Source organism: Ornithinibacillus xuwenensis, from assembly GCF_039614845.1.
Lineage (GTDB): Bacteria > Bacillota > Bacilli > Bacillales > Amphibacillaceae > Ornithinibacillus > Ornithinibacillus xuwenensis.
The window spans coordinates 329,321-342,525 of sequence record NZ_JBDIML010000001.1 but is presented as its reverse complement, the minus strand read 5'-3'; the positions used below and the strand labels follow the sequence as shown (position 1 = coordinate 342,525).

Below are 13,205 nucleotides of genomic sequence, written 5' to 3'. Positions count from 1 at the left end.
TCGATTAAGGGTTATCCTTTTATTAATCGTAGTATCTGATTAGCAGTTTCTTCCACCGCTTTATTGGATACATTAACAACTCTACAACCAATTCTTTCCACAATTTTATCAAAGTAATCCAGTTCTTGATGGATTCGTTTAATATTTGCATAGGTTGCTTGGTCGCCTAAACCTAACGCTTTTAGTCTTTCTTTGCGAATGTCGTTTAGTTTTTCAGGTTGAATCCGCAACCCTATACATTTTGATCTGTCGACTTCGAACAACTCTTCAGGTGGCTCTACTTCTGGTACAATTGGAATATTTGCGACCTTTAAACGTTTATGAGCTAAAAATTGTGATAGTGGAGTTTTGGATGTTCTAGAGACACCTATAAGAATAATATCTGCTCTCGCAATACCTCTAGGGTCCCGCCCATCATCATACTTTACTGCAAATTCAATTGCTTCTACCTTTTTGAAATAGTCTTCATCCAATTTATGAACGAGACCAGGCTCTAATCGTGGCTGTCTGTCAAATACTCGCTCCATTGCTTGTAGCATTGGACCCATTATGTCAATTGCTTCAATGTCTAACGCAGATGCTTTTTCATTTAAGTAATTTCTGAGCTTTGGGTCCACAAGTGTAAAACCAATAATGCCATCCTCATCCTTAGAACGATTTAGCGCGTCATCAATAGTTTTCGTATCTTCTACATATGGTATGCGTTGAATTTCATAATCTTGATAAAATTGACTTAATCCTGCTTTAATTACTAACTCAGCCGTTTCTCCGACAGAATCTGATAAAATGAAAACCGTTTTTTTTGAATCCATTGGTATCATCCCCCTAAGGTTTAGATATGATTATCTGAAATTAATTCAACAAACACCTTTGTAATGGTAGTTTTGGTTACTCGCCCAACTACTTCTAAACCTTTTGACGTCTCCTTTACAACAGGGAGTCCATCAATCTGTTTATTGATTAGATGTTTTGCGACATCAAATAATAAATCGTCCTTCATACACACCGTAATATTTGGCATTCTAGTCATAATAATATGAACTGGCAATGCGCTTAAGTCCTGCTTACCAATTGCTGCCCGCAGAAGGTCCTTTCGCGATACAACGCCTGTCAAACAGGAATTATCGTCCACGATAAATAAGGTTCCAACATCTTCTAAAAACATCGTTGAAATCGCATCATAAACGGATGCACTTTCCTGTACAACAATTGGAACAGATTGATACTCAAATACTTTATACTTTTTTATCTTCTCTGTTAACAATTCCGAACCAGTTTTTCCAGTGTAAAAATAACCTACCCGTGGTCTAGCATCCAAAAAACCCGCCATCGTTAAGATAGCAAGATCCGGACGCAATGTAGCACGCGTTAAATTAAGTCTCTCAGCGATATGCTCTCCCGTAATGGGGCCATTATTTTTTACAATCTCTATTATTTTTTCTTGCCGATTGGATAATTCCACAATTCCACCACCCAACAGTTTAAAGACATACTAATTGTAATTATAGCTTATATAAACAGGAATGAACATTACGTATTTACAAATAATTAAAAATGTTGCTTCCATTCAATTGCATTTAAGTCCGCAAAGCTATTAACAAGTGTTCCAATACGATTCAACAATGCTAATCGGTTTTTTCTAATTGCATCATCATCCGCCATAACCATATTATGATCAAAGAATGTATGAATCGGTTCCGCTAGCTCCTCTATATGAGAGAATGCCTTATCCAGTTTATCTTGTTCCAGTGCATCTTGGTATACCATCTGTACATGTTGGTAGGATTCAAACAAACTCTCTTCCGAATCTGTTTCAAATAAGTTTGAATCGACATTGAATTCCTCTGTTTTCTCAGCCAGGTTTAATACACGGCTTAATGCTTCCTGTACTGGCTTAAAGGATGAGTCGTTTCGCTTTTCAGATAAGATCCTTGCTTTCTTTAAAATAGTTGGCATAACACCAAGCTCATTTGCAGTTACAGCCTGAATGATATCCTGCTCGATACCATTTTCCTTTAGAACAAATGCTGCACGTTGTCTCAGGAATGGCGTGATTTCTTCTTGTAGTCGTGCAAGATCAAAATTTTTATTTTCTACTGACTGATAAAGTTCTTCTACCATTTGGAACAGTTCAGCAACAGTAATGTTCCATTTTGATTCATTAAGTATTTTTAAGATACCGATTGCCTGCCTACGTAAACCATACGGATCTTGTGAACCGGTTGGCTTTAGGCCAACTCCAATACAGCCTACTATTGTGTCAAGCTTATCAGCAATACTCACAATAGAGCCAACCAATGTACTTGGTAATTCACCAGTCGCACTGGTAGGCATATAATGCTCGCTTATCGCCTTAGCAACCGCCTCATCTTCTCCAAATAACCGAGCATATTTTTCCCCCATTACGCCTTGGAGCTCTGTGAATTCATTAACCATATTTGTCATTAAATCAAATTTAGTTAGTTTAGCCGCACGAGTAACTTTCGTTATTTGGTCTGCATCCAAATTCAATCGCTCTGCAATACTTCTGGAAATCGTTACAACTCGATTTACTTTATCAAGTATTGTACCAAGCTTCTCTTGAAATACAACATTGGACAGCTTATTAACGTAGAAATCTATGTCATGCTTTTGATCTTCCTGGTAGAAGAAGTTGGCGTCAGACAATCTTGCTCGTAAGACTTTCTCATTCCCCTTCATTACAGTTTCAATTGCGTGATTGTCACCATTTCGTACAGCTACAAAATAAGGGAGTAATGCTCCAGCCTTTGATTTTACCGGGAAGTATCGTTGATGCTCTTTCATCGATGTAATGAGTACTTCCTCTGGTAGCTCCAAGAATTCCTTCTCAAACGAGCCCACAAAAACGGTAGGAAATTCAACTAAATTTTTGACTTCATTAAGTAGATCGGAATCTATAGGTACTTGAAAACCACGCGTCTCTTCCAGCGTTTTAATACCATCTAGAATCATCTGCTCTCTTTTCATTGAATCGACAATGACATAATTCTTTTGTAATTTATCCTTATACTCTAAAGGATTTTCCAGAGTTATTTTTTCACCTAAGAATCGGTGTCCAAACGTTTCATTACCAGCTTCAACACCTGAGATTTCAAATGGAATGACGCTGTTTCCATATAATGCAACTAGCCATCGAATCGGTCTAGCATAACGCATGGATTGAGTTCCCCAACGCATGTTTTTACCGAATTGTATGGATTCGATAATCTCTTTAAAATCTGGCAATATTTTTTCCGTTGGCTGCCCCTCTATTACTTTATTGACAAATATATAGGTAATGCCCTTAAGTTCTTTTGTGTAGATATCATCAACTGTTTTACCTTGGCCCTTTGTAAACCCAATCGCAGCCTTCGACCAATTACCATCGCTATCTTTGGCAATTTTTATTGCAGGACCTTTAACTTCTTCTTCAATCGTTGCCTGTTCCTCTTTAATATTGTGGATGAATACAGCCAATCTACGTGGCGAGGATAAGGTCTCGATCGATTGAAAAGATATGCGTGATTCCTCAAGCCATTTTGACGTTCTTTCAGCGAGCTGCTTTTCTGCATTATCAACAAAACGAGCTGGTAACTCTTCTAAGCCGATTTCAAATAAGACGTTCTTTGCCATTATTGATCCTCCTTCTTCAGCATTGGAAAGCCTAGACGTTCTCTTTCCTCAACATAGGATTTTGCTATATTTCGAGCTAAATTACGAATTCTAGATATATATCCTGTTCTTTCTGTAACAGAAATGACTCCTCTTGCATCTAGTAAATTAAACGTATGAGAACACTTCAGAACATAATCATATGCTGGAAAAATCAATCCTTTATCCATCGTTTTCTGCGCTTCTTCTTCATACATTGAAAACAATTCAAACAACATATCCACATTGGATTCTTCAAACGTGTATTTTGAATGCTCGTACTCAGGCTGCTTAAAAATGTCGTGAACGGTGAACCCGTCTGTCCATTCAAGCTCAAAAACATTTTCTTTATCCTGAATATAGGAAGCTAGACGCTCAATTCCATAGGTTAATTCAACTGTTACCGGATTTGCTTCCAAACCACCAATTTGCTGGAAATACGTAAATTGTGTGATTTCCATTCCATCAAGCCAAACTTCCCAGCCTAGCCCTGCAGCACCTAGGGTAGGGTTCTCCCAGTTATCCTCCACAAAACGAATGTCATGCTCTAAGGGGTTAATTCCTAGAGTTTTTAACGACTCTAAATATAATTCTTGAATATTATCTGGAGACGGTTTAATGATGACCTGGAATTGATGGTGTTGATATAAACGATTAGGGTTCTCACCATATCTACCATCTGCTGGTCTACGAGATGGTTCTACGTAAGCAACTCGCCATGGTTCAGGCCCTAAGCTTCTCAGCAATGTCATTGGTGACATTGTACCTGCTCCTTTTTCAACATCATACGCTTGCATTAAGATACAATTCTGTTCAGACCAATACTTTTGTAGCGTTAATATCATATTTTGGATATTCATTTACCCTTTACCTCCATTATAAATATTAAAAAACCCATCCCTATGTCTATAAACAATTACAGACATAGGGACGGGTTTTATTCCGCGGTTCCACCCTACTTGCTTTATTCATGAATAAAGCCACTTGTATGGTTCATGCTCCAGAGCGCCTTCCAAACTGTACCATTATCCAGCTCTCACCACCCTGGACTCGCTAATAATTGTATTCAGTAAGTACTCTTCTCTTTCTATGCATGTTGCTATTAAATATGTTTCATATTACTTTAAAATTGCTTTCATTGTCAACTTATGTATCTTATTATTGCAATTTACTTAACTGATTAAGAAACTTTTTAGACTTTAGATAATACCCACCATATCGTTCGTAATAAGCATCTAAAATATTTCGTAAGAGCAATCTGTTCCCTTCTTTTACAGAAATATTTCCAATTCGTTCCAATCCAACAGAGGAAATAATATATAATAGCTTGGCAACTGCATCTGGCAATCGAATCGCCTCTTGATCAAGATGGTTACATGTTGGGCATAATAACCCACCCTCTACCATTGAAAAGGTATAAGGACCATTCTTTCGACCACAATGTAAACACTGATTGACAGTAGGAGCAAACCCTCCTGCTTTAAACATTTTAAGCTCATACATCATGATTGGTATGTCAACGTCATCCTTTTCACTAATCCACTCAAGCGTATTCGCTAATTGCGTATAAATTTCTAAATTAGGTGTATTCTCATCTAAGAGTTTATCCGTTAGTTCAGCTAGATAAGCAGCATATGCTGTTTTAATAATATCTTCTCTAATCAAACGATTAGAGTTTATAATCTCTCCTTGTTGAATGGTGCTCAATCCTTTATTGACATAAACAAAGAATTGTCCATAAATGAATGGCTGCGTTACAGCAGCCATTCTACTTTTAGGTTTTTTGGCACCTCTCGCTAATGCTGAGAATTTGCCTAGCCTTTTACTGAATATCGTAACAATTTTATGGGTTTCACCATAGTCTCTGGTTTTAATGATTATACCATCTATCTTTTCTAGCATACAACATCACCTTCTTTATCACTGCATGCTACATATTGGAATCCACCGGTAAAGTATCCACATGATTAGTTGAGCTCATTTCTTGATCCAGCTCCTGTGATTCATTTTCTAACTCTTTCATAAGTAAATAGGTCTCAATATTTCCTGTTTGACTAAATAATTTCCAAGCAAAGTCGATCACAAGAAACCACACCTTTCTTTATACTTCTCTAGAAGTATCTTTTTTTAAGTTAGAACATTGTCTAAGCAGCTAGTTGATTCTGGATACAATGATTTACTCTTAGGTAACCAATGTTCCGGATACTATTATAGTTTCCATACACGCTGAAACAATTAGTTTAAAAATTTTCCATATCTAGTACTCGTCACTTCGGAACCCATATTCATTCAGTTGGGTTTGCTTATTTCGCCAATCTTTTTGTACTTTAACCCAAAGCTCCAAATAGACCTTTGAGCCAAGTAAAGCTTCAATATCCTTCCGAGCATTTTTACCGATATTTTTTAGCATGCTACCTTGTTTTCCTATCAGTATTCCCTTTTGTGATTTTCTTTCTGTCACAATGACAGCTTGTATATATACTGCATTAGATTCTCTGTTTTCAATATTTTCAATTACTACTGCAATCGAATGTGGTACTTCTTCCCTTGTTAAGTGTAGTACCTTTTCTCTTATTAATTCACTAATAACAAACCGCTCTGGATGATCGGTTATCTGATCTGCTGGATAAAATTGTGGACCTTCAGGTAAATGATTTTTTAGCACACCTAATAGATGATCAACATTATTTCCCTGCAGTGCAGAAATAGGGATAATTTCTTCAAAATCATACTTGTCCTTGTAAAGCTCTATTAGTGGTAATAATTTCTCTGGGTGAACTAAATCAATTTTATTAACAACTAAGAACACGGGACGCTTGACACGCTCAAGTCGATCAATAATAAACTGGTCCCCTCTTCCATAGCCTTCATCTGCATTTATCATAAAGAGAATTGCATCAACTTCATTAAGCGTATTTTCAGCAATTTTGACCATAAAATCACCTAGACGATGCTTTGGTTTATGTATTCCTGGTGTATCGATAAAGACAAACTGTGCATCATCCTGTGTTAAAACACCTTGTATTTTATTTCTCGTTGTTTGCGGTTTATCGCTCATAATAGCTATTTTTTGACCAATTACTTTATTCATAAAAGTTGATTTTCCAACATTTGGTCTACCAATTATCGTGATAAAACCAGACTTATAATTATTTTCCATATGAATCCTCCATGATGTTCCTTTTCCAACTATATTGAATCTATGTTTGCTATATTATACTACAAATCCTTTCTAGTTTCATGTTATCGACAAAACCTTTAAAAAGATTATTTCCTTCGATAAATATTGACTTATAATAAAAGGAAATGTACATCCAGTACAAAAAAAGGGGACATCATAATGTCCCCAAATCACGCAAATAGCCTTGGAATAAAGATGATTAAACCGACCACGAGGGCTGTCATAGAAGCCACAAACACACTCGCGGCAGCAATGTCTTTTACTTTTTTTGCAGCCGGGTGTATCTCTGGTTTTATATAGTCTATTACCTCTTCAATTGCAGTATTTAATATCTCTGTAGTAAGAACCAATCCAATGACGGTTACTACACTAACCCACTCTACTAAGGTTATACCAAACATAAGTCCAGCAATAATAACAACCACCATTGAAACTATATGCAAGCGAAAATTCCATTCGGACTTCAAAACCTCTCGTAAACCATTCCAAGCAAATTGGAACCCAATGGATTTTTTCTTATCGACCAAGATTGTATTCTCCTAAAATTTCTTCTTGTTTTTGAAACATTGCCTTTTCTTCTTCTTCATTCATATGATCATATCCTAACAAATGTAGGAAACCATGAACAGCTAAGAATCCAATTTCTCTTTCAACTGAATGATTATAATCAGATGCCTGTTCTTGCGCTTTTTCAAAAGAGATAATAATGTCTCCAAGCGCTAGTGGTAACTCGTCTCCAACGATTTCCATTTCACCCTCTACCGATTCCTCTAAAGCAAAGGATATAACATCTGTCGGCTTATCTATATTTCGGTAGTCGCGATTAATTTCTTGTATTTCCTTATTGTCCACGATGGTTACTGAAACCTCAGCGTTGATTGGTACTTTCTCTTTTCTGCCAGCTAAGTTTAATAGTCCTTTTATTAATTCAAATTGACTTTCTGGAACTGAATTCGTGTTGTCATGAAAATCTATTAGCACTTATTTTTCCTCCTTTGACGGATATTGAATTCTAGAGTGAAAAATCCCCTTTAATGTTTCACAAATTGTCTGATGTATGATTTTGACTTCTTTTATCGTTAATGGACATTCATCTAATTGCCCATCCATTAAGCGACTGTTTACGATATTCGATACAATTTCATCAATCTTTTCTTCTGTAGGCTCTTTTAATGAACGCACGGCTGCTTCTACGGAATCACAGATGGCTATAATTGCCGCTTCTTTTGACTGTGGTTTTGGACCTGGATAACGAAAGTCTTCCTCTCGTGCATTAGAATTAGTTTCCTTCTCTTTATAATAAAAATACTTTAAAAGCGTTGTACCATGATGCTGCATGGCAACATCAATAATTTCCTTTGGCATACGATGCTTCTTCAATAAATCTGCCCCATCATAAGGATGTCTAATAATAATTTCCGCACTTTGTTCTGGTGATATAACATCGTGTGGATTTTTTATGGATAATTGATTTTCGATAAAGTAGTGTGGTCTTAATGTTTTACCGATATCATGATAGTAAGCTGCAACACGTGCTAACAATCCATTAGCACCAATAGCATCACATGCTGTTTCACTTAAATTCGCTACCATCACAGAATGGTGATAGGTACCTGGTGCTTCGGTGAGAATCTTCTTCAGTAGTGGTTGGTTTGGGCTAGATAGCTGTAATAATTTCATATCCGATAGAATACCTAGACCTGTTTCAAAGAAAGGCAATAATCCAATCGTGAACACTGCAGACAAAAATGCAGAACCAACTCCAAAGCCAGATAATACAAACACATCACCTAAAGCATATTTTTCAAAAGATAGAAATACAAATAATAATATAGTGATTACATTTACAACAGACATTCCGATACCCGCTCGAACAATCGCAAGACGGTCCTTCACATTCATTAAAAATACGATTGCTGCAAATTGCGAGAAGAAGAAATAAATCATTGCTTCAATATTCAGGGTCCCAGGTATTTCCCCATTAAAGATAACTCCGCCAAGTATGGCATATAATATAGCCAAAACAATTGCGAGTCTCTCATTAATTAATTGTTTTACTAATAACACCCCTGTTGCAACAGGTACGATAAAGAATAGTTGATTCGCTTGTGTCGTGTAAAGACTTATAACCTTCATTAAAGAAATAATAAAAAAGCTTATTAATAGGATAGAAGCAATTTTTCCTTTATCTAAATGTTTTTTGAAATCAAGCTTGTTCATTTCATACGCAATTACCGAACCAATTAACACGATGAGCATACCTAGACCAATCACAGGAAATACATTACGATCTTCGTTTAATAATCCTACTAGATTAATTTTCTCATAGATTTCATGTGTAATCGTTTCGCCCTCACGAACGATAACCTCACCTGCATTAATCATAACTGGTTCCACATTACTTGCTGCTTGCCTACGGGCTTCTGCTGTTTTCTCGGAGTCATAAAAAGAGTTCTCTACAACCGCAAAATCCGTTAACTCTACTAGTGCTTCAATCAAATTTTGTTCTAGTGTCGAGTACTTAATGTTCTCTTTCACATTTGTAATAGCTGTATTGATGTTTTCTGTTCGTACTCCCATTTGATACTCATCTTGAAGATAGGAGATAAATACTTCCTTACCCTGCTCCCGATCTGCTTCCGGGACATCAATTAGTCGTAAAAACACACTATCTTCAACGTTTTCCGTTATTGTATTCGACAATAACTGTTTTAATCGTTGTACTTTTTCACGATTCGTTAACTGTACAGGCGTACCATTTGTATCCTCTTGATCCTCTTCTTTGATTTCCGACTCTAATTTATCAATCGCATTAAATATTTCCTCTATGTATCCTATCTGCTCCTCGGAAACATCGGGAGAGATATCAAATCGGTCTTCGACATTCTGAACTGCTTCCCTTGTTTTCCTTTCTGTTTCTTGTTCATTTTCAATCGTTATTGGTGAGCTGATGGTTTCTCTTGCATTCGTTAAGGGCTCAATATCGTACGTTTCAGTATATACATTATTGAAAGTCAGTAAAAAGAAGTAAAGCGACAATGCTAGTACGGGCACTATTATCCGAATCCACTTTGTTCGAACCCTTAATATAAATGCCACCATGTTTTTAATAGTATTCATGTTTTCACTCCCTTTTCCGTTCTAATAATATAAAGAAATAAGACCCAACGTCTGGGTCTTATTGTTCCTGACTCGTGTTGTTTTTTTCGTATGCATCAATAATTCGCTGTACAAGCGGATGACGCACCACATCTGTTTGCGTAAGATGTATAAACGAAATCCCCTTAATTGAAGCCAATAGTTTATCGGCAACCTGCAAACCAGATTTAACACCTTTTGGAAGGTCGACTTGGGTTATATCTCCTGTGATCACCATTTTAGAGCCAAACCCTAAACGTGTTAAGAACATTTTCATCTGTTCCGGCGTTGTATTCTGGGCCTCATCTAATATGACAAACGCATCATCTAATGTTCTACCACGCATGTATGCAAGTGGGGCAATTTCGATGGTTTCTCTCTCGATAAGTCGCATTGTATGCTCAGGGCCAAGAACATCATTTAACGCATCGTACAGTGGTCTTAAGTAAGGATCAACCTTTTCCTTTAAGTCTCCTGGAAGAAAGCCCAAACTTTCACCAGCCTCAACTGCTGGTCTCGTTAAAATAATTCGTTTTACATTCCCGTTTTTAAGTGCTTGTACTGCCATAACAACTGCTAAATAGGTTTTACCAGTTCCGGCTGGTCCTATACCAAACACTAAATCATTTTCTCTTATAGCAGAAACATAGCTCTTCTGACCGAGTGTTTTAATACGAATAGATTTTCCTTTAACATTTTTAGCTATTACATCTTCAAATAGGGTTTCAAATTGATCGATTTTACCTTCCTTAGCCAGATCAATTGCATAAACAATGTCTCTTTCAGCAATCGAGATTCCTTTTCGCACTACTTGCAATAGTGTTAAAAGCACGTCTTGAACGACTGCAATATCAATATCAGTCCCAGATACACTAACTTTTTCTCCTCGTGTAACGATGGATACATTCAGTTTCTCTTCAATATGCTTTAAATATCTGTCATTTGTACCAAAAAGCTCTAGGGCTTCTTTTGGACTTGTTAGCTCAATATCAATTGCGTTTAGATTTTCAGGCATCTTCAATCTCCTTGAGTTATAGGTTGTGCTTTAGCAATATTTTCTTCAACTGTCATATACAAGTATAATTTAACTTTACCATTCTCTAGAGATTCATGCAAAACTTTTTCCGATGTTATCTTTGCATCGGGTCCCAACTGTAATTGAAGCTCCTCCTTAGCTTGTTCGATACCTGCTTGCACAGCTTCTTCTTGTGTTCTTTCTATCTCATGATACTCTTTTTCACTTAACGTTGTTTCAACTACTTTTATCGGTAAATCCCATTTAAAAAACCTCACAGCAGTTTCCGTGCTATCCCGATGAATCTCCTCAAATTCTGGTGAACCAAAACCCCAGACAGGAAGCCTAAAATCACTAATCCCTAAATAGTACTTCTTCTCTTGCTTACCAGTCAAAAGTTCATAATTTTTCTTTAAAGGGACCGTTACCTCTACTTCATACCATGTGCTAGCAATAATTTCTCCCTCTGCAGCAACTAGTACGGGTTCCTTTTGTTCTTTTTTCTCCTCATCCTCATCTTCTGTATCTTGTTTAACTTCATTCAAAGTCCCAGAAACAAGTAAATCGCCTGGTTTTACATAGTCATTAATCGCAACCTTTGGGAGCCCTTTTGATACATACATATGTTTAATAACTCCCTTTTTTGTAGCAACTAAATTCCGTGGACCCTCTACCTTCTCCTCATTTACAACGATTTTTTCAACACCTTCTAGCTGGTAGGTTGTCCCTTTTTGGCGCACGCCAACCCAAAGCAGTTCCGGAATTTCTTCGGTTAGCCTTTGCTGAATTTCCCCTGGAGATTCTAAGGTGAATATCCAAGCTCCAGGATGTACACCATGCTGGCTTAATTGTTTACTAATTTTCTCTTCAATCTCTTTAGGAAGATCACCAGTAATCTCGACTTTCCAGATAATATTAGACATAAATAATATTAGAAAGATACTCATGATGAAAGAAAGAACAATTTCCTTTCTTCTCAAGAACTGACTAAATATAAATGGATAGCCTCTTCTTTGGTCAAAGGAAATTTTATAATTTTTCTCTCGTTTTATCGCCTTAATTCGTTTCACATCTGCTAACTTGAGATTTCCACTGCACGTCTTTTTTCCTTCTTTTTTAATATTCCAAACGGTAATACCTCTATTAGCACATTCTTGAAAGAATATTTCAGGCATGTGACCTTTTACAATAACCCTTACATATCCTCTAATAAATGACCCTTGAATACGTTTCATGTTATCCTCCTGGCATTATTATTATCAGGATTAGAAATTTCATCGCTAGTATGGTTCTACGATATGATTATCCTGGTATAAATTTAACCTCCGATATTTTTCCTTCTAGTAATATTTCCTCTGGCAGCATCATCTTTAGTACAAAAGAGGAACCTTTAATTTGTATGTATCCATTTGTTGTCTTAAGACGTAATTCAGTATCCGTAAATACAGATAGACCTTTATGATTTTCAATATATACATGTAGTTGACCAATTATTGTCATTCTCGGAAGTTCCATTACCACATCAGAAGGCAGTGCCAGATACTTTACCAGCCATGGTCGTATTCGTTGTTGCAATTTCTTCACTGTGCAGCCCCCTCTCACATACATATTTATGAAGCTTGCAAACAGATAAGAACATAAAAAAACCCAAAAGCATCTGTAGATACTTTTGGGTTTTAATATTTTTCTATCTTCTTCTTTCAGTTAATACATTTCGATAAGGCTTTCTCGCTCTGGGAGGACCTAATACCTCTGACATAATAACACCGTTAATTAACCCTTCACCATTCAAGCGATTTTTAACTTGTTTTTTAAATTGCTCTTTTTTGTAAGATGACTGTTGGTTATCATGATGCTTGATTTCATCCTGTATTACAGATCCAAGTGCAATATCCTTTTGATTGACATTGTTCTTTGATGCTCTTACATCTGTATTCATTCGACTCGCAAGCCGCTCCATCTGCTGCTGTTTTTGCTCCTCAATGGACACCTCTGCCTTTGTCGATTCATACACAGTCTGTTTAGTTCTTGTATTACCTCCAGAAGGGGTAGCAGTAGGTTTAGGTACATGATTTGGTTGCTTTGGTTTAGATTGTTGCTTTTCCTTTTGTTCTGAATTACCACCGCTGATTGCCTTAATAATCCCAGCAATAATAAAGATAATAAATGGTAAAATCTCTAATAACCCATCCATATATGTCCCCCCTTCATCCTATTTCT

Annotated in this window: 14 protein-coding genes and 1 other annotated feature; all 14 genes read right to left on the bottom strand. The window is 36.6% G+C overall.

What is annotated here, in order from left to right; translation table 11 throughout:
* Positions 1–11: 11 nt before the first annotated feature.
* The gene (locus ABC228_RS02055) at positions 12–812 is read right to left on the bottom strand and encodes a pyruvate, water dikinase regulatory protein (protein WP_345823428.1); all 801 of its coding nucleotides are present in this window, start codon (positions 810–812) and stop codon (positions 12–14) included.
* A gap of 20 nt (positions 813–832) precedes the next feature.
* Positions 833–1,462: a transcriptional regulator CcpN gene (ccpN, locus tag ABC228_RS02050; protein WP_345823427.1), complete on the bottom strand. Its 630-nt coding sequence runs from the start codon at positions 1,460–1,462 to the stop codon at positions 833–835.
* Positions 1,463–1,548: 86 nt separating this feature from the next.
* Positions 1,549–3,633: a glycine--tRNA ligase subunit beta gene (gene glyS, locus ABC228_RS02045; RefSeq protein ID WP_345823426.1), complete on the bottom strand. Its 2,085-nt coding sequence runs from the start codon at positions 3,631–3,633 to the stop codon at positions 1,549–1,551.
* Positions 3,633–4,511, bottom strand: a complete 879-nt coding sequence (gene glyQ / locus ABC228_RS02040) for a glycine--tRNA ligase subunit alpha (protein WP_345823425.1) — start codon at positions 4,509–4,511, stop codon at positions 3,633–3,635. The genes glyS and glyQ overlap by 1 nt, the downstream gene beginning before the upstream one ends.
* A 63-nt stretch (positions 4,512–4,574) precedes the next feature.
* Positions 4,575–4,750, bottom strand: a binding site (T-box leader).
* A 59-nt stretch (positions 4,751–4,809) separates the two neighbouring features.
* A complete protein-coding gene (recO, locus tag ABC228_RS02035; protein ID WP_345823424.1) occupies positions 4,810–5,553 on the bottom strand; it encodes a DNA repair protein RecO in 744 nt (247 codons plus the stop codon).
* A 28-nt stretch (positions 5,554–5,581) separates the two neighbouring features.
* The gene (locus ABC228_RS02030) at positions 5,582–5,734 is read right to left on the bottom strand and encodes a YqzL family protein (protein ID WP_345823423.1); all 153 of its coding nucleotides are present in this window, start codon (positions 5,732–5,734) and stop codon (positions 5,582–5,584) included.
* A gap of 174 nt (positions 5,735–5,908) precedes the next feature.
* Positions 5,909–6,811, bottom strand: a complete 903-nt coding sequence (gene era, locus ABC228_RS02025; RefSeq protein WP_345823422.1) for a GTPase Era — start codon at positions 6,809–6,811, stop codon at positions 5,909–5,911.
* A 191-nt stretch (positions 6,812–7,002) separates the two neighbouring features.
* Positions 7,003–7,359 carry a diacylglycerol kinase family protein gene (locus ABC228_RS02020; protein WP_345823421.1) on the bottom strand — a complete coding sequence of 119 codons (357 nt, stop codon included), beginning with the start codon at positions 7,357–7,359 and terminating at the stop codon, positions 7,003–7,005.
* Positions 7,349–7,813, bottom strand: coding sequence for an rRNA maturation RNase YbeY (gene ybeY / locus ABC228_RS02015; RefSeq protein ID WP_345823420.1), 465 nt, complete (start codon positions 7,811–7,813; stop codon positions 7,349–7,351). Before ybeY ends, ABC228_RS02020 begins: the two co-directional genes overlap by 11 nt.
* Positions 7,814–9,952 (bottom strand): HD family phosphohydrolase, encoded by a 2,139-nt coding sequence (locus ABC228_RS02010; protein WP_345823419.1) that lies wholly within the window; start codon positions 9,950–9,952, stop codon positions 7,814–7,816.
* A gap of 58 nt (positions 9,953–10,010) precedes the next feature.
* Positions 10,011–10,985: a PhoH family protein gene (locus tag ABC228_RS02005; protein ID WP_345823418.1), complete on the bottom strand. Its 975-nt coding sequence runs from the start codon at positions 10,983–10,985 to the stop codon at positions 10,011–10,013.
* Between the two features lie 2 nt (positions 10,986–10,987).
* The gene (yqfD, locus tag ABC228_RS02000) at positions 10,988–12,220 is read right to left on the bottom strand and encodes a sporulation protein YqfD (RefSeq protein WP_345823417.1); all 1,233 of its coding nucleotides are present in this window, start codon (positions 12,218–12,220) and stop codon (positions 10,988–10,990) included.
* A gap of 67 nt (positions 12,221–12,287) precedes the next feature.
* Positions 12,288–12,569 carry a sporulation protein YqfC gene (gene yqfC, locus ABC228_RS01995; RefSeq protein ID WP_345823416.1) on the bottom strand — a complete coding sequence of 94 codons (282 nt, stop codon included), beginning with the start codon at positions 12,567–12,569 and terminating at the stop codon, positions 12,288–12,290.
* A gap of 103 nt (positions 12,570–12,672) precedes the next feature.
* The gene (locus ABC228_RS01990; RefSeq protein ID WP_345823415.1) at positions 12,673–13,179 is read right to left on the bottom strand and encodes a hypothetical protein; all 507 of its coding nucleotides are present in this window, start codon (positions 13,177–13,179) and stop codon (positions 12,673–12,675) included.
* Between the last annotated feature and the right edge of the window lie 26 nt (positions 13,180–13,205).

What these genes read in the sequence shown, in the direction of transcription:
- yqfD (WP_345823417.1), bottom strand. Translation starts at nt 12,220, where the DNA reads ATGAAACGTATTCAAGGGTCATTTATTAGAGGATATGTAAGGGTTATT.
- glyQ (WP_345823425.1), bottom strand. Translation starts at nt 4,511, where the DNA reads ATGAATATCCAAAATATGATATTAACGCTACAAAAGTATTGGTCTGAA.
- glyS (WP_345823426.1), bottom strand. Translation starts at nt 3,633, where the DNA reads ATGGCAAAGAACGTCTTATTTGAAATCGGCTTAGAAGAGTTACCAGCT.
- ABC228_RS02010 (WP_345823419.1), bottom strand. Translation starts at nt 9,952, where the DNA reads ATGAATACTATTAAAAACATGGTGGCATTTATATTAAGGGTTCGAACA.
- ABC228_RS02005 (WP_345823418.1), bottom strand. Translation starts at nt 10,985, where the DNA reads ATGCCTGAAAATCTAAACGCAATTGATATTGAGCTAACAAGTCCAAAA.
- era (WP_345823422.1), bottom strand. Translation starts at nt 6,811, where the DNA reads ATGGAAAATAATTATAAGTCTGGTTTTATCACGATAATTGGTAGACCA.
- ABC228_RS01990 (WP_345823415.1), bottom strand. Translation starts at nt 13,179, where the DNA reads ATGGATGGGTTATTAGAGATTTTACCATTTATTATCTTTATTATTGCT.
- recO (WP_345823424.1), bottom strand. Translation starts at nt 5,553, where the DNA reads ATGCTAGAAAAGATAGATGGTATAATCATTAAAACCAGAGACTATGGT.
- ABC228_RS02055 (WP_345823428.1), bottom strand. Translation starts at nt 812, where the DNA reads ATGGATTCAAAAAAAACGGTTTTCATTTTATCAGATTCTGTCGGAGAA.